We start from the raw sequence: 20,099 nt of genomic DNA on the forward strand, positions 1-20,099 counted from the left end.
AGAGGTCATTTATCTGCCCTCCCCCTCTTTGTCTATCCATACAGCATCTGTACAGGATTCCCGTACATCCTGGTTCACTCTGTGGACACACCGGACTCTGTAATATCCAGCCCCTGCAACAATAGATTTGCTGGAAGAAAGATACACCGAATTCGCCCTGCCTGCCTTCCAGGAATAAACCTCTGTCCACGTACTGTTCTCATCTGCTTTTTCTACTGTCACTTCTACGGAGATCTCATCCGCGATCTGGGAAGCTGTTGTCATCCCCCCTGCCAGCAGCTGTCCATTCTCATCCTTGGCAATCGTTGCGTCTCCATACTGGACCATGCCTTCCCAGGGCATCCCTTCCTCTTCCTGGGCAGCCTCTATTTCTGACCGGGGCATCCCCATACAGAGGGAAGCACTTAACAATACCCCCATGCACAGCAGGACTGCTGTTTTTCCTTTCATTCTCTGTCTCCCTCCAAATATCCTACGCAAATTCCAGACCATTAAGAATCTTTTGGAACTCGTCCCGTTCCATGGTTCCCACTACCAAATAACAGATATTGTCATACAGGATCCGGGCCGCATAGGCGCTTTCTTCTTTGTCTTTAGACTGGAGTTTCCAGATCGTTGCCTCAGCCGCCTGCAGGTCGACCGTATGCTCCTCCTGTATTTCTTCTCCTGATACAAAGGTGTAAGACAACATTTCCCTCTTTTGGGAAAATGCTTTATAAGTAAGACTTCTGCCCTGGTACAAATAGGAGAGACACGCAGTCTGAATGCAGCTGTCCACATCAGCCTCCAGAAACTTTGTGCCCTCCGGCACATAAGTCATCTTAACCGGACATCCCCTATAGATCTCCTCCATCTGCTGATACGCCAGCTCCTCCTGGGCTGACCGTGCCGCAGCTTCTTTTTTCTCCCATATAAACCAACGGGGGGTACCGGCAGTTATCAGTACCCCGTAAATTCCCACAGCCACACAGGCTGCGCACAGAACCGCTCCTATCCTGCTTCTTCTCCGTTTCTTCCTCTGCCGCCCCTCCGTCTGCTGCTCCACAGTCTGCGGCTTCTCAGGGATTTGCGGTGCTTCACAGATGGCGTTCTCAGAACAATTCTTCGGCACCGGCCCCTCGTTTTCCCCGGCAGCCCCGGTCTCGGCGGCCAATCCCTCTTTATGCTTCAGCAGCTTCAAAATTCGTTCACTGTTGTCATTGCTCTCCTGAACAATCTGCTTAATATCCTGAATCTCCTGGTACATAATCATGTGCCCGGGATCCAAAAGACTTTTGAATTCCTGTTCTATCTCTTCCAGGCATTCTTCCAAAATTCCGGCATTTTCCCTATTTAGATAACATCCCTTTTTTCTGCGAAAATCCTCAGGAAAATTCTTCAATTTCACCTGACTGCCTGAGAGGCAAGAGTCCGTATGGGATTTAAAATATTCCAGTATATAACTCTGCATTTGTTCCCGTATGTCTGACTGGGTAACTGCTGCAAGTTTTTTGTCTATCCTTGCTTCCATCTCCCTCAGCCTGGCTTCCGCTTTTTTTGAATCGACTGCACGATTCGCTTTTTCCGCCAGGACCGAGAGCAGAAAACCACTCCCCGCAGAAAAAATATCTTCCGGCTTCATCTGTCTGCATTCCCCCCAACCTCTGGTATTGTCCTTATTATACCATCAGCGGGCTCCAATTGGAATTTTTTTCCGCACTCAGGAGATCCAGGCAGTTCCCTTTGTATAGGTCCCAATACCGTCCTCGAATACAGCCTTACAGTTATCCAGACCATCAGCCCCCAAACCGGAACACCACTTGGAGATTGAAAATACAAAGCTGTCCCCTTTAATCTCTTTGTCTTCTATAGTTATCAGCATTCCCTCCGGAAAATAAAGCTTCTCCGTATCAATCATCCCCTCTTCCACTAATTCATCATATGTCTTTTGATATACATCCATATCCTGAGACTGGCTTCTGAGCCAGCTGTCCCACCGATACGCAAGGGCGCTCTTCTCTGCCTCACTCATATTGACAGACATAGACAGATCCAATACCATAATCTTCACTCCGCTGTTCAAACCAGGATCGATCTGGTAAATTTCTTTTAATGCCTCCAGATACATGCCTGTAATATCATTCTCCTGATCCACTATGCGAATCTCTTTCTGCCCGTGTATCTGTCCCGGATAAGATTCGGCAATGGATGCATCTTCTCCCATTACTACATCAATCACCATTCCGTTTTTAAGCCCGGAGGCCTCTGTCTTCTTTCCGTTCTGATCCGTAACAAGAGTCTCCTTCACGGACAGAGTTACCAGACTGGCGGAGATTTCACTCACACCGGACAGCAGGAGTATATCCCCCTTACTTTCTATAATTTTTCCCTGGTATACATTCTCCTGGGAATCCGGCCCCGGCATCTCTGGCTCTTGCCTGTCACCGGAGCATCCGGTAAGACACAGCATACCCGCGGCCAACAGCATAATAACTGTTTTTGCTATTTTTCCTATCATATACAGCAGCCTCCTCTTCCTATGTACTCTTTCGTATCTATTACAGTGTACATCTTATAAGATTCTGTTGCATTCAAAAATTTATTTTTTCTATTGACCTTGCCGCAGCGTTAACCTGTATACTACAATTGTCTTAAGAAAATGCGCATAAGACAATACTGTATACAGAGTAACCTGACAGGAGGCAAATCATGGAATATACGATCCGGCAGATGGCCCAGATGGCCCAAATAACTACCCGCACCCTGCGCTACTATGATGAGATCGGGCTGCTTCCCCCTCATCATTGCACGGAAAGCGGATACCGCATCTACACAGAAGAGGAAGTCGACAAGCTGCAGCATATCCTCTTTTACCGGGAACTGGATGTTCCCCTGGAAACCATCCGGCAGCTTCTTCTCTCCCCGGGCTTTGATTCCGTTTCCGTTCTCACTTCTCATCTTAGGGAACTGGTGAACCGCAGAGAGCAGCTGGATCTCCTAATAACCAATGTGACAAAAACAATTCAGAAAGAAAAAGGAGAATATCATATGACTGATAAAGAAAAATTTGAAGGATTTAAAAGAGAAATGATACAGAAAAACGAAGATATGTACGGGGAAGAAATCCGCTCTAAATACGGAAAAGACACCGTAGAGTCAAGCAATGCCAAACTCATGAACCTGACAGAAGAGCAGTACCGGGCCATGGAGCAGCTCGGTGAAACAATTCTCTCCAAACTGGAAGAAGCAGTATCAAACAGCCTGTCCCCCAACGGCACAGCCGGCAGGGAAATAGCGCTCCTTCACAAAGAATGGCTCTCTTACACCTGGCCCTCTTATACTCCCGAGGCTCATAAAGGGCTGGCCGCCATGTATGTCAGCGATCCACGTTTCACTGCTTACTACGACCGTACAGTAAGCGGCTGTACCCAGTTTCTTCATGACGCAGTGGCTGCATTTGCCTAGAAAGCCCCGTTCAATCCCAAACAGAAAAACCAAACGCCATGGCGGAGGTTGTGCGTGGGTATGGGTAATATAGAATTGTTTTTCAAAATTGGGATTTAATGCAATCGCTTGAGCTTCGACTCAAGGTGCTCCAAGTCGGAAAGTTGAGGTGGCGGGCTGGTTCAGACAGGAGAGAGGCTTAAGTTCCGCGGACGATTCCGCTGGAGCGACTAGAGAGTTTTAGGCAAAACCGGGATTTCCGCTGGAGATTTTTTCGGCAGTCCAGGCCGAAAAAAAGTGAGAATGGGCAGAGAATGCATCTAAAGCATTCTTTGACCATACGAACGGTGCTCCAGCGGGGATTTCGGTTTTGTCTTAGACTCTCTTCGCGACGGAGGTGTCCCGGAACTTAAGCCTCTCTCCTGTCTGAACCAGCCCGCCGCCGCAAGATTCCTCTCACCTGAGTATATGGAAGTTACGGGGAGTAGATTGCTAAGAAGGGGAATGATATCCTTCACAGAAACAGGTTTAGTTGTTTATCCATAACATCTAGCCGATTATGGTGCTAAATGAGATGAAAATGTACAACGCCCGACCTTCCCCGCCCGTTTTCCGTGAATGTGAAGTGAGTCTCTGCCAGATAAAGGGAGGAGGTCTTGGGGCCAGAGGTACTGGGTGGATCTGCGCAGACTGCGGAGTGCGTCCGAAGATCCACTGCCGGCGGTCACTTCGGAGCGAAGGCTTTCCTGAGCTTCTTAGTGAACGGCCAGGCAGTTAGCTGAGGAGAAACGCAGCAGCAAGCAGATCCACCCAGTACCTCTGGCCCCAAGACCTCCTCCCTTTACCGTCCGTCTGCGACCCTCCGCTGGCCGACTATTTCACCCCGAACTTCACATACACAAAACTATCATTTTCTTCTCATCTTCAGCTTCAAAAACGCCGCCGCCTTCCTGGCATCCAGTTCTGTCACGCTATTTTCCCCTAATACCTCTGTCTCAATGCCTTCCGCACTTTTATTCATATCTACAATTGTGTCCATATATTCATTGGTTACCACAAATCCAGCTACTGTACCGACAAAATTTACCCCAACAGTTGGTATCCCTCTGACAGAGAGCTGTTCAATGGTATTCGCAAAATCCACGTCACTGTTTCCCCAACCGTCTGCGGAAATAATTGCTCCGTCCGCCCGCATAGCCTCGGCCCAGGCTGCTGCTCTTGTACCTACAAACAATTTATCCTCGTTGTCCTGGGGAGTACCTACAACAATAATTCCCAGAAAGTCAAATTCCTCTTCCCCGGAAAGAATATCCACCAGCGGATCCTTGAAGTGGTGAAGCGTTGTCTCTTTTGTGGATGGTCCGATTCCCATAATAAAAAGTGTCTCCTTTCCTGCTAATACATGGCCCGGATGGCGCCGTCACGGTATTCATTTGGTGTGATAAGTACAGGGAGATTTCCCATATCAATAATAGAACGGCCGCCCTTAAAACCAGAAGGTTCCCGGGGAAAAAGGCAGGTATCATACATCGCTCCCTGCCCTGCTACCTGCTTAATCAGAACCACTCGTTTTTTTCCCGGCCTGGATTTGTCAAAGTACTCATGCCGCTCTGTGCATAAATTTCCATTCATCTTTTTTAACTCATCTCTCAGGATCTGACAGAAAACATCACAGGCCCGGTGGGCAGCCGTAGGCCCCGGACGGGATGCGCCTGCTCTGGGAGCAAGTGTTACATTAAAAGAAATTAAAATGTCATTGTTCTCAGGGGTTCCGGGGCGGCCGTAGAAGATCTGTTCCTTTAAACAGCCTTCTGAAGAGCCAAACTCAGCAATCTGAACACCATCCGCGTCCACGCCGGTCAGAAGCACCCGAACGCCCGTGAGTGTATGGGTAATGCCTTCCCCCATTTTTCCCAGCACCTTTGCAGAGACAGGAATAACATCCATAATTGTATTTGTCCAGCGATCACGATCGCCGGGAGAAATAATTTCCATGTCAATCTTTTCAATCAAAGGTTCCGATTCCGTCAGGGATGGCAAAAAATCCCGGGCTATTATAAGTGTTCCCGCAGGATCCATCCGGGTTCTTTCCCCAAACATCACCTGGTTTATATGAAATGCCTTGATCACAAGGCGCCGTAATATAATCTCTTCCATGCAATACCTCCATTTAGGGACAGGCCTATCGTAAAATGGGACAGGTTGAACTCAATTAGGGACGTGTTCTTTGTGCAAAGAACACGTCCCTAATTTATTTCCCTTAAACCTTTGCTACATACTCGTAGTTTAATGGAATTACCTTACCAGGTGATTCCAGGGTTTCTAAGAGCTCTAAGGATTCTTTTACAATATTATACTGCATTTCTTTATCATTAGGAGCTCCGGCATTTGCTCCCATTGGTACCAATGGGGCAGCAGCTCTTGGGGTGCCTGTTTGTTTCACAACAGGCGGAAGCGCAGCAATAATCACAGTCGGAATTCCTGCGGCTTCGATGGCTCTCTGCACTAAAACTGCAGAGCGGTGACAGGTACCTCAGCCAGCGGTGAGGATGACAGCATCTACACCCTCATCTTTTAATATACGGGCGATTTCCGGACCAGTTTCGTTTTTAAACTTTTCCTGGTTACCGCCGCCTCCCATAAAACCAATGTGTACTGGGGCCACTTTGCCGATAATTCCGTCAGCAGCCAGTTCGTGAAGACGGTCAATTGGGAACATACAGTTGATGTCTTTATTAACGTCTCCGTTGTCATATCCACCGTGGGACACCATCAGTTCATCAGACGGCATAGTATCTAAGATTTTACGGAAGGTAAAATCTCCAGCCAGATTGAACCGCTTGTCTTCTTTGTGATGAACTCCGGCAGCAGTAGCGATTGCCACTGTCATATCCTTTAATGGTTTTGTCACTGGAGCCCATACCGGCGGTGGAGTGATGGGTACATAAATCTCGGATTGTAATCCATCTACTACAGTTAAACTCACTTTGTTTCCTCCTTTCCAGTTTCTTTGGCAGCCTGTTTTTCTGCCTGTCTTTTTTGATAAGTCTGTTGATTGCTGATATATTTAAGGTTAGGTTCAGGTCCCAGCTGCTCTACAAAACTCATTTTAAAGCCAACCTCCTGACCCACCTTAATCTCATAGTCAGTAATTAGCATACGCATGGGAATCTTCAAATATCCCAGACGGCCCTTCAGATCAATGCCTACACAGCCGTCATGTACTTCTACTATGACACCTTCCATAGTTATTAGCTTATCATCATATTTCATGCATATACCTTCTAGCTGTATTTTTCTTTGCGTTTCTTGCTCATGGGAAGAGACGTCTCATTGGGAACCAATTCAATGGGCTTACCTGTCACGTTAGAAATTAATTCTACGTTATTGGCCTTTACATTTGGGTTCCACTGCTTTTCGGCTGCTTTAACTTTGCCGCCGTTCATCTGCACCTTCAGCATATTCAGCGCGCGGATAGCGTCTTCATGACATAAGGTATTGCAGGCAAGCACTTCGTTTTCAATACCGCCTTCAGATTTATTATTATCCACCATATTTGTCATGTATTTATTTCCCACTACCAGTGCGCCCTGTTTTGCGCAGAAGGACATTCCTACCACAGAGATTCCTCTCATGCCGATCTGTTCAATATGGCTGGCAAAGTCAATGTGATTGTTGCCGAACCCTTCGGTGGTAACAAATGCTCCGTCTACGTCCATTGCCTCGCAGGTCATACCCACACGTTTGGACACATAAAATTTTTCAGAATTAATCTGCGGACTGCCCACCAGGATAACACCGCATAAATCAACTTCCGGATCGTGCAGTGTTTCCAGCACTAAAGGCTCTCTCCAATAATGACGGGACATTTCTTTGGAAGCGGGTCCGATACAGGTTAAAGCATGGATACATCCGTCCAGCACCTCAACAGGAGATACTACAACAGGTACATTGCCAAGGTCAACGTTTGGCTTTGCTCCAAGAACGCCCACCGGTTCAACCGGAAGGATCAGATTATCGTGCATAGCACCCTGTCCCATAATTTCCTTTACAATGACAACCTTCTTTTTGCCGGGACGGCGTACCTGTTCAAAGGTTTCCGTATTCACCACAAGGCTGTCGTCTTCTAATTTCTTCAGAGCTTCACGGATTTCCTGTGTGATCACATCTGTGGCAGCATGTGCAGCCAGAGGACCAGGACGTTCCATATTGGTGCCCTCTTTAATAGTAACTTCTGTTTTAATAAAAATTTCGCCTTTATCCGGAGCGCCGGGACGGTTCCACATAATATTTTCTTCCAGAATACCCTCTGAAGAACCAAACTCTCCGATCTGTACCCCATTATCGTCCGTACCGGTAACCATCATAATGACACCGTCCAGAACGCGGGTAACACCGCTTCCGATTTCATCCTCCCCTTCTTTTGCAGCAATGGGCTGTACATCCATAATCGTTTCAGAATATGTATTGTATTTGTCAGGGGTGATAATATCCAGTTTTAACTCATGTACCAGTTCCTGAGAAGCTACCGCTTCCTCCTCGATTCCCTCCCGGATGTAAAGGACCGTTCCGTCAATCTTTGTCTCAGGGCCTCTTTTTACCTCGGAAATGGCATAATGCTTTCTTGTTACACTGCGGACTACTTTTGCAGGTTCTTCTGCATTTTGCTCATCCTTCATTTCTGCAGGTGCCGCCACAGGAGCCACCGCCACACCATTTCCCCCGCTAAAACCCATAGGGATTTCAATATTGATTTCTTTTCCCTCTCCGATATGGATTTTCAGTGTTCCGCCGCTCACAGGGCCGGCTACTGATACAGCAGGCGCAGGTGCCGGGGCTTCTTCCGGTGCAGCTTCTAAAGCAGGAGCTTCTTCCTCCTCTTCCTGTATCTTATCCACAGCATCCGCGGTAATCGGTGAGAGTGAATCACAGGTTTTGGTGAGCGTAGCCCCTAATACCTGGGAAATTTTCAGGCATCCATCTAAATTTAACAGTCCGGAATCTACCAGGTCATCAAAGATAGCAGGATCTTCCAGGTTAGCTGGCTGAATCTGATTCCCGGCCTCGAGACGGCAGCAAAGGACTGCCGGGTCATTCTTATGCTCTTGCGCAGTTTCGGCTGTAATAGACATAATGATAATCCTCCTTTTTCTTTTTTATATATCAATGGAACGGAAATTCAATATTGATGTCTTTTCCCTCTTCAATATGAATTCTTAACATTCCATCGTTAACAGTAGCTGTATACTTCACAGCGGGCTTTTCCGCCTCTGCCTTCTGCGGCTCGGGAGACTCCTGTGCCGGAGCTTCTGCAGGTGCTTCTTCCAGCTTTTTGGAAGTAGTGAGATAACGCATCACTTCCTTGCCCACAGTCTGAAGTACATGGTCGGTCTGATGATGTACGGCAAGACCCAGCTTCGGTGCAGATCCCATAACCGTATTGGTACAGTCACTGCAGTTTCCGATAATAATATCTTCACATCCGTCCTTCTTGAAATTAATACATTTCTGAGCTTGTCCCGGGCAGTTGCCTGGATTTTCACACTTCAGCGCGCCCTTAATCTCTGCAGCCTGCTTACATTTCTGCACGGAAATTACTTCTCCGTTCATTTTTGCTGCAATGTCACGCATTCTGTTTTCATTGCCGCCGCAGGCACACACAAGAAGTCCAACTTTCTTTCCCTTTAAATCTTCAAAGGGCTGTGTCACAATAATACCGCCTGTGGTTTTAGTAATTGGCGTATCCAGTGTAGTTGCGGAACCGGTAAACGGCCCGCCCAGAATAATTTCTCCATACTCTCCGTCGATACCGCCTGCGCGTTCAATCAATTCACCAACAGTAGTTCCCACAGGGACATCCATAAACACATGGGCCTGAGGACCGCCCTTCAGTTTGCCGATTACCGTAATATTTTTAGTAATGGCAGGTCTGTGCAGCTCAATCGCCTCAGCCGCTCTGAGCACAGTCTCAACATTAATAACTACTGCGTCTGCGGCTGACGGAAGCTGGGTTGGATCTAACAAGGTTCCAAGGACTTCCCGGACAACCGCACGCTCTTCTCCCATGGGGTATAAGTCCGGAAGCAGGTGAATGGATAATTTATCATCACCCTTTATTGCCTCATTTAAGATTGCCACTTCTTTCTCATGTTTTGCTTTAATCGCAATGACGCCGTGATCTGCATTGCAGATCTCCATTATATACTTGATGCCCCGTACTGTCATATCAGCCTTTGTCCGGATTTGCTGCATATTATGTTCCAGAACCGGCTCGCATTCTGCGGCATTCACAAGAATATAGCCGCCTTTCAAATCTACATTCAGCTTGACAGCCGTTGGAAATCCTGCTCCCCCCATGCCTACCAGACCTGCTGCTTTCAGCAGTTCAAGATTCGTTTCTCCTTCAATGGATACAAAGTCATCCGGCTGTTCTGCATCCGCTTCAATCTGAATGGCTGTCTCTGTGACAGCTGCTACTTTTCCGGACACACTTGCATGGATATTGGCTCCCAGTCCCGCAGGCTTTGCAATCAGCGTTCCTCTTTGCACCTGATCCCCTGCCGCAACCACTGGTTCACACGGTGCGCCAATGTGCTGCTTTAGCAAAATTGTTTGCATGCTCATTTCTTTTCACTCCTTGTATTTTGTTAGATATGAAAAAAAGTGTATAGCGCTTCTCAGACACTATTCACTTACATCCTCGTAAATCCCTCGCCAAATTATGTTCCGGGGAATGTCCTATCCCCTGTTTCTTTGAAGATTATAGCAGAAACGCATACGAATTACAATAGATTTTGGCAAAAAAGTGAACTTTAGTCTAGAATACAGTCTAGTTATGAATACATATTTACAAGGAACAGATGTTCTGTTACAATAAAAGATACGAAGCGGGGTTTTTTAAACAGAAACTATTAGTAAAAAAGGAGAACTATTCTTATGGAGATCAAAAAAATGTATATTAACGGCCAGTGGACCCAGGGAAGTCCGGGAACCACATCTGATGTAGTGAATCCGTTTAACGGAGACATTCTGTGCAGGATTTGGGAAAGCAGTATTGAAGATACCAGGGAGGCCATCAAAGCCGCCAAAAACGCGTTTTACACCACCCGTGAATGGCGGGATATGGATGTGGAGGCAAGAAGCAGGGTTCTGCTTAAGGTTGCACAGCTCATAGAGGAAAATCAGGAAGAAATGGCTGCCATGGAGACACAGAACATGGGAAAGCCTCTGAGAGAGTCCCTGATTGATATAGCAGACGGCGCCGGAACCTTCCGGTACTATGCCGGCCTTATCCAGGCCCCCCAGGGAGGTGTCTGCAGTGTCAGCAACAGCTCGGGAGAGATTCATTCCATCACTGTCCGCGAGCCCGTAGGCGTCTGTGCACAGATCACCCCATGGAATTATCCTTTTACCATGGCTGCCTGGAAGCTGGCTCCCGCCCTCGCCGCGGGGAATACGGTTGTGTTTAAGCCCAGCCACAAGACCCCTCTGACTACCATCCGCCTCTTTGAGCTGTTAGAGGAGGCAGGACTTCCGAAAGGAACGGCCAATCTGGTTCTGGGCGGATCCGCGATAGGATGTGAGCTTGGGGAAAGTATGGACGTGGATATGCTGACCTTTACAGGGAGTACAAAAGTAGGACAGAGCCTTCAGCGGCTGGCCGCCGGGAATATGAAAAAGCTGGGGTTCGAACTGGGGGGCAAGTCCCCCAATGTTATTTTTGCCGACGCTGACATTGACGGCGCCGTAGAGTGGGCCATGATGGGAATCTTTTATAATCAGGGGGAGGTATGTTCTTCCGGCTCCAGGATCTTTGTGGAAGATTCCGTGAAAGATGAATTTATGGAAAAGTTTGTAAAGAAAACAAAAGCTCTGACTTTAGGTGATCCTATGAAGGATCCGGATATGGGGCCTCTTGTGACAAAAGAACATATGGACCGTGTTCTGGAATACATTAAAATAGGAAGAGATGAGGGTGCAAAGGTAGTATGCGGAGGGGAACGGTATACCGACGGGGAATGCGCAGACGGATATTTTGTCCTTCCCACCATTTTTGATCAGTGTTCCCCCGATATGCGTATCGTACGGGAAGAGATCTTTGGTCCTGTAGCCACAGTACAGTCCTTCTCTTCTGAAAAAGAGGCAGTTGCCATGGCAAATGATACCTGTTACGGGCTGGCAGGCGCCGTATTCACTTCCGACAGTGCAAAAGCAATGAGGGTCATTAAAGAGATACGTGCCGGCATTACATGGATCAACTGTTATAATCTGGGGTATAACCAGACACCCTGGGGCGGCTACAAGATGAGCGGTACAGGGCGTGAGCTGGGAATCTACGGTTTGGAAGAATATCAGGAGGTAAAACAGATTCACATGAATCTGAATCCGGGACCTGTGGGATGGTATGTGAACAGCTAAAAGAATTCCCTCCGGGATCGAACGAGCAAAACAGAGGTGGTATGAGTGAAGACAGTTATTTTTCATATTGATGTTAACAGCGCATTTCTGTCCTGGGAGGCAGTATACAGGCTGCGCAATCTGGAAGGGACGCTGGATCTGCGGACCATTCCTGCTGCGGTAGGAGGTGATATGGCAAAACGCCGGGGGATCATACTGGCCAAATCCATTCCCGCAAAGGCATACGGTGTGAAAACAGGCGAACCTGTGGTGAATGCCCTTAAGAAGTGTCCAAAGCTGAAGCTGGTTCCCCCGCACTATGAACTGTATAAAAAATGTTCCAAAGCCTTTTTGGACATTCTGAGAGAATACTCGCCGGCAGTGGAACAGTATAGCATTGACGAAGCATTCATGGATATGACAGGAATGGAAGGACTTCTGGGAGATTTAACAGAATTTGCTCATGCATTAAAAGACCGTATACGGGAGGAACTGGGATTTACTGTGAATATCGGAGTTTCCTCCAATAAATTGCTGGCTAAGATGGCATCTGATTTTAAGAAGCCTGATCTGGTTCACACCCTCTTTCCGGAAGAGATTTCCCAAAAGATGTGGCCCCTCCCGGTAAAGGAAATGTTTTCTATCGGCAGAGCCACGGAAAGGAAGTTAAATACTCTGGGAATCTACACCATAGGAGAGCTGGCCAATACAGATCCCGATATTCTGAGGCACCATCTGAAAAAATATGGGGAAGTTATCTGGAATTTTGCCAATGGAAGGGATATGTCTGTGGTGGAGGCAGTCCCTGAAGATAATAAAGGCTATGGCAACAGCACTACCATAGCCTTTGATGTTACAGACGGAGGCACAGCCCGGATGATTCTCCTCTCTCTGGCAGAGACAGTTTCTGCCAGACTTCGGAGAGACAGTATTCGGGCAGAACTGGTGTCTGTAGCTATTAAAGATTTTGAATTGAATACAGTATCTCATCAGATGGTGCTCCCCTCTTCCACCAACATCACCGCAGAAATACATCAGGCTGCCTGCCGGCTGTTCGATGAGCTGTGGGACGGCACCCCTATCCGTCATCTAGGCATTCATACCGGAAAACTCTCCAAAGATGATGCGGCAAGACAGATCTCCCTGTTTGATCATACGGATTATGAAAAGCTGGAGAAAATGGACCGGGCAGTGGATGAGATACGAAAAAAGTTCGGAACTGATGCCGTGATGCGTGCCTCATTCCTGCAGCAGCCGGTAGAGCATATGGCCGGCGGTATCTCAAAGGAAAAGCGAAAGGTAGATTATACCCGGGAAATTGTAGAATAAACCCCAGCCCTATTTCAGCACGATCTCAAATTCATTCCCCACGGAAGTAACCGTTACCTCTTTTCCCTGGGCCCTTCCGTATTTTTCCACATTGCTCTTGGTGTGCGCCTCACTTACCAGTACTTTAACAGCCTCACCTTTGCATTTTTTCAGGGCTGCCTGGGTCATCATCAGAGGCTCCGGACAGGATAGCCCTCTTGCATCAACTTCTATCATAACAATACCTCTTTTCTATTCTTAGACTTCTCACTCCTGTTTTTCTCTTTTGCAGAATCCCAGAAGCAGCAGTACGGCGATACATCCAATGACCGCAATCTTGCCGGGAAGTGCCGGACCTCCGGCTGTCGCTGCCTCAGTCTCTGTGGCTGCCTTTGCCGCTGCTCCCGCCAGATTAAAGTTGTGGCAGACGGCGGCACCCACAAGCATCCCCAGAAATGTAACGGCAGAATCCGAAGAACCCTGGCCGGCTAAAACCAGCTGCCTGAGAGGACAGCCCCCAGCCAGAACTGCGGCAAAGCCCACAACATACATTCCCAGAAGATTCCAGACATGCATGGAATGTGCAACCGGCTGTCCGGTAAACGACAGAACAAAATTTCCTGTGACTGCATTGTACAGCAGCATGACAACAAAAAGACCCGCGATAATTGTAAGTAAGTCAAAGTTCTTCATGAGGACAATATCCCGGATGCTGCCGGCAAAACATGTCCTGCTCTTCTGGGCCACAGCCCCGAAAAGCAGCGCCCCGAAAAGCGATACCAGAATTGGAGCATGCATACTTCCAGGCCCCTCTGTACTGGCTGCAAATAATGAGGTGGTAACACTGAGAATAAGCAGACCCCCCAGAACAACGGGTAAAACTGCCCCGCTTGCCGCCTTTGTCTCATAAGCTCTTCCCAGGCTAAAGCCCTTCTTCAGCGCCAGGCTTCCGGTTGCCACCCCAAGGACGAATCCCACCAGGGCTACATAAGCATTGAGATCCCCAGCCGCCATACGCAGTACCATGCGAAGAGGGCATCCTAAAAACACCAGAGACCCAATCATCATAATAATCCCTAACAAAAAGCGTATCATAGGGGAGGATCCTGCTGTCGATCGGTATTCATTAGTGGCTATGGCAATCAGAAAAGAGCCCCCTGCAAATCCTACAATCTCAGGCCTAAAGTACTGGACAATAGGTGCCTGGTGAAGTTTCATAGCTCCGGCGCTGTCCCTGATAAAGCAGGCTACACAGATAGCCATATTTTTAGGGTTTCCAAAATAGGCCAGCAGCGCCGCGATCACTCCCAGAATCACTCCTGAGAGCAGCAATGTTTTTTTTGAGCTGCATACATTCATTTTCTTTCTCCTCCAAAAAATAAAATATATATGAATCGGGAATCCCCGTCTTCATCTAGCACGCCAACTCCCTGACCGCCTCCACAGCTCTGTCCGTTTCTTCTTCTGTATTAAAATAAGAAAAAGAGAATCTGACAGCTCCCTGTTCCACGGTCCCCAGGGCCTGATGCATCAGGGGCGCGCAATGGGCCCCCGGTCTGGTAAAGATTCCGTAATGACAGGACAGCTCGTCACTCACTTCCCCGGAATCATAGTCCCCCAGATTCAGAGCTACAATTGCTGCCCGGTTTTTTTGCGTAAAATCACCATATATCTTAATGCCTGGTATAGAGCGTACCCCCTCATAAAAACGCCTCATCAGAGCATCTTCCTTTTTACGGATATTGTCTATCCCCGTCTCTTCCAGCCAGCGTATGGCCGCAAGCAGTCCGGCAATTCCATGGCCGTTTAAGGTTCCCGCTTCCAGTGCCGTAGGCATCACAGAGGGGTGTCTTCTGTCATACGTATGTACACCGCTTCCCCCTACTTTCAGCGGACATATCTCTATCCCTTCACGAACACAGATCCCCCCTGTACCCTGGGGACCGTACAGTCCCTTATGCCCGGTAAAACAGAGAACATCGATCTTCATTTTTTCCATATGAATGGGGAAAACCCCCGCTGTCTGTGCAGAATCCAGAATAAACAGAATGCCATGATTCCTGCAGATGTTGCCCACCTCTTGGATGTCCACAAGGTTTCCTGTAAGATTAGAGGCATGCGTACATATAACCGCCTTTGTCTCGGGGCGTACCGCCCTCTCAATATCCCCGCAGCAGATAGTACCGTCCTTTCCGGCAGGCACAATGGTTAGATTCAGTCCCTGCTCCTCCAAACGGTATAAAGGCCTGAGAACAGAATTGTGCTCAAGCGCTGTGGTAATGATATGATCGCCTGCCCGAAAGAGTCCCCCGATCACTGTATTAAGGCTCTCTGTTATATTGGAAGTAAACACCACGCGGGTGGGATCTTCAAATCCAAAAAAACGGGCTGCCGCCTCCCGTGCTTCATAAATTGTCCTGGAAGCGTCCAGAGAAGCTCCGTGGCTGCCTCTGCCGGAATTCCCCATATGGCTCATAGCACCGCAGACAGCTTCCACAACACAATCCGGCTTATTAAGAGTGGTTGCTGCATTGTCCAGATATATCATAATTTTACAGTTCCTTCCCTGCTCTTACTAAATTTGACAATATTTTTCTATCCCTAACTATATCAACAAACAAATTTATTGTAAAATCAATAAAATCTATAAGGCTCCTGCACTTATAGATTTTATCGATAAATATCTCTATTCGCTTTTACTTTGAAAAAAATCTCTGATAAAGTCCCAGAACGCCCTGGCACTTTTGGGCAGATTGCGTCCCTTCCTGCGAACCAGGTAAAGTTCCCGGTACATCTCTTCTCTGGGACTGAATTCCAGAATACGCCTCTCCTGTACATCCTCTCGGGCTGCCCAGCTGGAAATAATAGAAATCCCAAGTCCGTTTCGTACAGACTGCTTAATGGTCTCCTGGTTGCTGATGCTTGCGATCACTCTGATTTCAGAAAGAGGGATCCCCTGGGATACAAGATAGTTCTCGGCTTCTTTCCTGGTTCCGGATCCCTCTTCTCTCATAATCACAGGCTCTCTCATCAGCTCTTCCAGAGAAACCCCCTTTTCCTTCAATCCCCGGAACTTTTCTGTGTCAGGTGTAATAATCACCAGCCTGTCCCGGCACAGCATCTGATACTGGCAGGGATACCCGGGAAGCCTTGTTCCCGTGATCCCTATCTCCGCCTCATCTCCCAAAATCTTTTTGACAACTCCCTCGCTGTCATTCTCCAGAAGAGAAAACTGTACCTGGGGATATTTGGCGCTGAATGCCGGCAGTACCCGGGGCAGTATGTACTGAGACGGGATCGTAGACGCTGCAATGGTCAGGGAATTGCTCTCTTCTTCATCGGAAGAAAACTCCTGCAGTATTTTCTTCTCCAGCTCCAATATCTTATATGCATACCGGTATAGAATCCTTCCCTGATCCGTCAAAGAAACACTTTTTGTTGTTCTGACAAAAAGTCTGGCGTTCAGTTCCTTTTCCAAACCCAAGATGTGGGAACTGATGGTAGGCTGTGTAAGAAAGAGTTCTCTTGCCGCCTGGGAAAAGCTGCCGCTGTCAGCCACCCGGATAAAAGCCTCCAGTTGTATAAGATTCATCAGTAAGCCACCCTCTCGCTTTCCCTGCCTTCTTTTCTTGTAATGTGAAGTGCGTCCATATATTCCAGGATAGGCTTAGCACTTTTCCGGCTGGTATTTAAAAGGTCCCTGACCTCCGCTATGGTCACTGTTCCGTCCCTGTCCAGCTTTTCAAGAATTGCCGCCTTGGCCTTCTCCATAATTCCCGACAAGGTATACAGATTCTCTGCCACCTTTACAATGCGCCCTTCTGCCATCTCCTGAGCCAGAACATCTGCGATTACCTCAGGATCTGTCTCCGTAAACACAATTTCGGAGAACCGGACAAGATCGAACTGTGCCTTTAGAAAAACACGCTCCATCTTCCTTCTGACTCTCTGATACCTGGAATCCTTTTCCAACTGAAACTCATAAAGACGCAGAAACTCTCTGTCTCTTGCCAGCTGCTTCTCCCCTTCCATTCTCTCAATAAATAAGTCAAACACTCCAGCTTTTTGAGAAGCAGCCGTATTCATTTTTATCTGGGATTTATTCACCCCTGGTTTATAAGGATTCCTCTCGTGAAATTCCTGCAAATTATCCTGTATCCTCTCCAAAAGCTCTTGTGCATAGCTTCTGTGCCACAAATAAACCTGATTTTTCATAGGAAACCGGAGGATACTGCCCTGTTTTTCCAGAACACAAATTCCCTCCTCAGCCTCCTCCTCCGATATTCCGGCTATCTGTGCAAGCTCCTGAAGAGTGATTCCCGTATCCCAATGGCTTTTCACCTGAAGCTCCAATATGTGAGGCAGAGATCCGTGCTCCCTTCCTCTCAGCTCCTCAAGTCCCTTCTCTTCAAACCGCTTCTTTTTTCTGGGATTTGCCTCAATGACGATGCCGCCCCCTATCGTCTCTACAGGTGAGTAGAAACGGATGATAAACCGGTCCTCCTTTCTCACCGCGATTTCCTCTTCCAGCCGAAGTTCCGCCAGTGCGGACTCGCCGGGTTTTAGTTCCTCTGTCTCTAACAGCACAACACGGCATAGAACCTGGCTGGTTCCCGTAAATAGATGTACCCTGGATCTGTTTTTCAAAACTCTCGAAGAGGAAGGCAGCATATGCAGACGCACATCCAGCATCATAGTCTTCTTCATGCTCCCGCAGGCCGCCAGGACGTTACCCCTGGCAACATCTTCCCTCTTTACATTTGAAAGATTAATGGCCGCCCTTTGCCCTGCACTGCAGCTTTGGCAGTCCTCTCCATGCACCTGAATACTTCTGACCCGGCATACCGTCCCCCTGGGAAACAATTCCACCTGTTCTCCTCTGCTGAGCGTTCCTGACAGAACCGTTCCTGTCACTACAGTTCCGAAGCCCGCCACAGAAAACACGCGGTCCGCGGGGAGCCTGAAGATCGTGTCTCTGTCTCTCTCCGGAAGCAGGGCTGCCGTCTTTTGAATCACCTGGATCAGCTCCTGGATTCCGAAACCTGTGGCGGCCGATACTTCCACCATGGGTGCACTGGCAGCTCTGGAATCCGACAGTTCCTCCAGGATTTGACTTTTTATTTCGTTCATCCGGTCAGGCTCCGCCAAGTCACATTTATTCAGGACAACAATATAGTTCTCAACTCCCAACTGTTCCAGAATATCCAGATGTTCTCTTGTCTGGGGCATAATTCCTTCGTCAGCTGCAATGACCAGAAGGACCATATCCATCCCTGCCACTCCGGCCACCATATTATGGACAAACTTCTCATGGCCGGGCACATCAATGATCCCTGCCCGGCTTCCATCCGGCAGGTCAAAGTATGTGAAGCCCAAATCAATGGTAATTCCCCGCTTTTTTTCCTCTTTCAGGCGATCCGTTTCCCTCCCTGTCAGCGCACGGATCAGCGTCGTCTTTCCATGGTCAATATGTCCGGCAGTCCCTATAATTATATTTTTCATATGTGCATGTCTCCAAATATTTTATTCAGCCTTTCAGCAACCTGAGGAATCTCCTCGTCCTGAATGGTTCTCATGTCAAGCCAAATCCTATCTTTCTCCACACGGCAGATGACAGGAGGTTTCCCTTTTCTCAGCTTTTCTTCCAGTTCCTCACAGGCAATAGTTTTCCCCCGTACCGTAACCCCGCAGCTCTCAATCACCTCTCCAGGCAGCGCTCCGCCTCCTACCTGGGAATCGCAGGACTCCAGCTGTATCACAGCATCCTTCTCGGGAATGTGCAGAGAATCTGCCAGCCGGGCAGCCTTCTCCTTCAGCCGCTTCCCGCTCTGGGACAGCATGGCAAATACCGGAAGATTCTGTTCCAGCCTTGAGGGAGTACGGTATTCCCTGAAAATCTGTTCCAGCACAGTCACTGTAAACTTGTCTATCCGCATGGCTCTCATCAGAGGATGTCTCTTCATCTTATCAATATATTCTTTTTTTCCTGTTATAATCCCCGCCTGTGGTCCTCCCAGCAGCTTATCACCGCTGAAGCAGACAATATCGGCGCCGCGCCGTATAGATTCCTGTACCATCGGCTCATGAGAAAGCCCATAAGCGCTCAAGTCCACCATCACGCCGCTTCCCAGATCTTCAATCACAGGCACCCCGAATTCCGCTCCGAGGCCCGCCAGTTCCTCAATCCCCACACTCTCCGTAAACCCGGTAATCCGGTAATTGCTGGTATGGACTTTCAGAATCGCCCCTGTATTCTCTCCCATGGCTGCTCTGTAATCTTCCAGACGTGTTTTATTGGTGGTTCCCACCTCTCTCAGTATTCCCCCGCTCTGCTCCATGACCTCGGGTATTCTGAATTTGCCGCCGATTTCTACCAGCTCTCCCCTGGAAACAATGGCTTCCTTTCCTTTTACCAGAGCGCTTAGTATCAGCAGAACTGCTGCCGCGTTGTTATTCACCGCCACAGCCGCCTCTCCCCCGGTAATCTGGCATACTAAGTCCTCAAAATGGCTGTACCGCTCCCCCCGTCTCCCGGTGTCCAGATCATATTCCAGGTTTGAGTACCCGGTGACCACATGCCCCAGGTACTCTGCATGCCTTTCCCCGATAGGGGCCCTTCCCAGATTCGTGTGAAGGATCGTTCCTGTACCATTGATTACTCTCTGTACCCGGCATCTGTCCTGTTCCTCAAGTCTCTCTTTCAACTGTTCCATAACCGTATCCAGTCTTCCTGCCGCCGCTTGCTCATCTTCACAACCTCCGAGAAAGCTCCGCAGTTCATCCGTCACCTGGCGAATACCCGCCACAACCAGATTTCTGTCATATTTAGTCAAAAGTCCTTCCGTCTTTGCCTCTTCCAGCAGAATATCTACTTTAGGTATTCTTCGGAAATATTTACCTTTATCCATACACTTTTACTCACTTCCTAAAAAACCGGACGCCCCCTTACTGGAGCTGTCCGGTTCTCTCAT

General features: G+C 48.2%; 18 protein-coding genes and 1 pseudogene. 4 read left to right on the forward strand and 15 right to left on the reverse strand.

Going from position 1 to position 20,099, the window contains the following annotated elements:
* Positions 1-9 precede the first annotated feature (9 nt).
* From ACGHCT_RS16975 to ACGHCT_RS16985, 3 genes are all read right to left on the reverse strand, one after another.
* Positions 10-450, reverse strand: coding sequence for a DUF6147 family protein (locus tag ACGHCT_RS16975; RefSeq protein ID WP_072848668.1), 441 nt, complete (start codon positions 448-450; stop codon positions 10-12).
* 22 nt (positions 451-472) lie between these two features.
* Positions 473-1,621: a hypothetical protein gene (locus ACGHCT_RS16980; protein WP_390436995.1), complete on the reverse strand. Its 1,149-nt coding sequence runs from the start codon at positions 1,619-1,621 to the stop codon at positions 473-475.
* 78 nt (positions 1,622-1,699) lie between these two features.
* Positions 1,700-2,497: a hypothetical protein gene (locus ACGHCT_RS16985; RefSeq protein WP_390436996.1), complete on the reverse strand. Its 798-nt coding sequence runs from the start codon at positions 2,495-2,497 to the stop codon at positions 1,700-1,702.
* Between the two features lie 191 nt (positions 2,498-2,688).
* Between ACGHCT_RS16985 and ACGHCT_RS16990 the strand changes: the two genes are divergently transcribed.
* Complete coding sequence (locus ACGHCT_RS16990) at positions 2,689-3,444, forward strand: MerR family transcriptional regulator (RefSeq protein WP_390436997.1); 756 nt, start codon at positions 2,689-2,691, stop codon at positions 3,442-3,444.
* Between the two features lie 635 nt (positions 3,445-4,079).
* On the forward strand, positions 4,080-4,205 hold the full coding sequence (locus ACGHCT_RS16995) for a hypothetical protein (protein WP_390436998.1): 126 nt from the start codon (positions 4,080-4,082) through the stop codon (positions 4,203-4,205).
* A gap of 125 nt (positions 4,206-4,330) precedes the next feature.
* Here the strand turns inward: ACGHCT_RS16995 and ACGHCT_RS17000 are convergent, their stop codons facing one another.
* From ACGHCT_RS17000 to prdC, 6 genes and pseudogenes are all read right to left on the reverse strand, one after another.
* A complete protein-coding gene (locus tag ACGHCT_RS17000; RefSeq protein WP_072848678.1) occupies positions 4,331-4,795 on the reverse strand; it encodes a glycine/sarcosine/betaine reductase component B subunit in 465 nt (154 codons plus the stop codon).
* Between the two features lie 23 nt (positions 4,796-4,818).
* On the reverse strand, positions 4,819-5,580 hold the full coding sequence (gene prdD / locus ACGHCT_RS17005) for a proline reductase cluster protein PrdD (RefSeq protein WP_390436999.1): 762 nt from the start codon (positions 5,578-5,580) through the stop codon (positions 4,819-4,821).
* A 103-nt stretch (positions 5,581-5,683) separates the two neighbouring features.
* Positions 5,684-6,409 (reverse strand): D-proline reductase (dithiol) protein PrdB, encoded by a 726-nt coding sequence (gene prdB, locus ACGHCT_RS17010; RefSeq protein ID WP_390437000.1) that lies wholly within the window; start codon positions 6,407-6,409, stop codon positions 5,684-5,686.
* Positions 6,406-6,702 (reverse strand): CBO2463/CBO2479 domain-containing protein, encoded by a 297-nt coding sequence (locus ACGHCT_RS17015; RefSeq protein WP_341443335.1) that lies wholly within the window; start codon positions 6,700-6,702, stop codon positions 6,406-6,408. The genes prdB and ACGHCT_RS17015 overlap by 4 nt, the downstream gene beginning before the upstream one ends.
* 5 nt (positions 6,703-6,707) lie before the next feature.
* Positions 6,708-8,555, reverse strand: coding sequence for a D-proline reductase (dithiol) proprotein PrdA (gene prdA / locus ACGHCT_RS17020; RefSeq protein ID WP_072848688.1), 1,848 nt, complete (start codon positions 8,553-8,555; stop codon positions 6,708-6,710).
* 217 nt (positions 8,556-8,772) lie between these two features.
* Positions 8,773-10,041 (reverse strand): annotated as a pseudogene (prdC, locus tag ACGHCT_RS17025) (proline reductase-associated electron transfer protein PrdC); the annotation flags it as partial.
* Positions 10,042-10,359: 318 nt separating this feature from the next.
* Here prdC and ACGHCT_RS17030 point away from each other — a divergent pair.
* Entirely contained in the window at positions 10,360-11,841 is a 1,482-nt protein-coding gene (locus ACGHCT_RS17030; protein ID WP_390437001.1) for an aldehyde dehydrogenase family protein, read from the forward strand.
* 45 nt (positions 11,842-11,886) lie between these two features.
* Positions 11,887-13,149, forward strand: coding sequence for a DNA polymerase IV (locus ACGHCT_RS17035; RefSeq protein WP_072848692.1), 1,263 nt, complete (start codon positions 11,887-11,889; stop codon positions 13,147-13,149).
* Between the two features lie 9 nt (positions 13,150-13,158).
* On the opposite strand, the gene ACGHCT_RS17040 is transcribed toward ACGHCT_RS17035, so the two are convergent.
* The 6 genes from ACGHCT_RS17040 to selA all read right to left on the reverse strand — a co-directional run bounded on the left by ACGHCT_RS17040 (position 13,159) and on the right by selA (position 20,036).
* Positions 13,159-13,365 carry a sulfurtransferase TusA family protein gene (locus ACGHCT_RS17040; protein WP_072848694.1) on the reverse strand — a complete coding sequence of 69 codons (207 nt, stop codon included), beginning with the start codon at positions 13,363-13,365 and terminating at the stop codon, positions 13,159-13,161.
* 30 nt (positions 13,366-13,395) lie between these two features.
* Entirely contained in the window at positions 13,396-14,487 is a 1,092-nt protein-coding gene (gene yedE / locus ACGHCT_RS17045) for a YedE family putative selenium transporter (protein WP_390437002.1), read from the reverse strand.
* Between the two features lie 55 nt (positions 14,488-14,542).
* Positions 14,543-15,676 carry an aminotransferase class V-fold PLP-dependent enzyme gene (locus ACGHCT_RS17050; protein WP_390437003.1) on the reverse strand — a complete coding sequence of 378 codons (1,134 nt, stop codon included), beginning with the start codon at positions 15,674-15,676 and terminating at the stop codon, positions 14,543-14,545.
* Positions 15,677-15,814: 138 nt separating this feature from the next.
* On the reverse strand, positions 15,815-16,720 hold the full coding sequence (locus ACGHCT_RS17055) for a selenium metabolism-associated LysR family transcriptional regulator (protein ID WP_390437004.1): 906 nt from the start codon (positions 16,718-16,720) through the stop codon (positions 15,815-15,817).
* Positions 16,720-18,630 carry a selenocysteine-specific translation elongation factor gene (gene selB, locus ACGHCT_RS17060; protein WP_072848704.1) on the reverse strand — a complete coding sequence of 637 codons (1,911 nt, stop codon included), beginning with the start codon at positions 18,628-18,630 and terminating at the stop codon, positions 16,720-16,722. The genes ACGHCT_RS17055 and selB overlap by 1 nt, the downstream gene beginning before the upstream one ends.
* Positions 18,627-20,036 carry an L-seryl-tRNA(Sec) selenium transferase gene (selA, locus tag ACGHCT_RS17065; protein ID WP_390437005.1) on the reverse strand — a complete coding sequence of 470 codons (1,410 nt, stop codon included), beginning with the start codon at positions 20,034-20,036 and terminating at the stop codon, positions 18,627-18,629. The genes selB and selA overlap by 4 nt, the downstream gene beginning before the upstream one ends.
* Positions 20,037-20,099 lie beyond the last annotated feature (63 nt).

The sequence above is a fragment of the Lactonifactor longoviformis genome, from assembly GCF_042848515.1.
Classification (GTDB): Bacteria; Bacillota; Clostridia; order Lachnospirales; family Lachnospiraceae; genus Lactonifactor; species Lactonifactor longoviformis.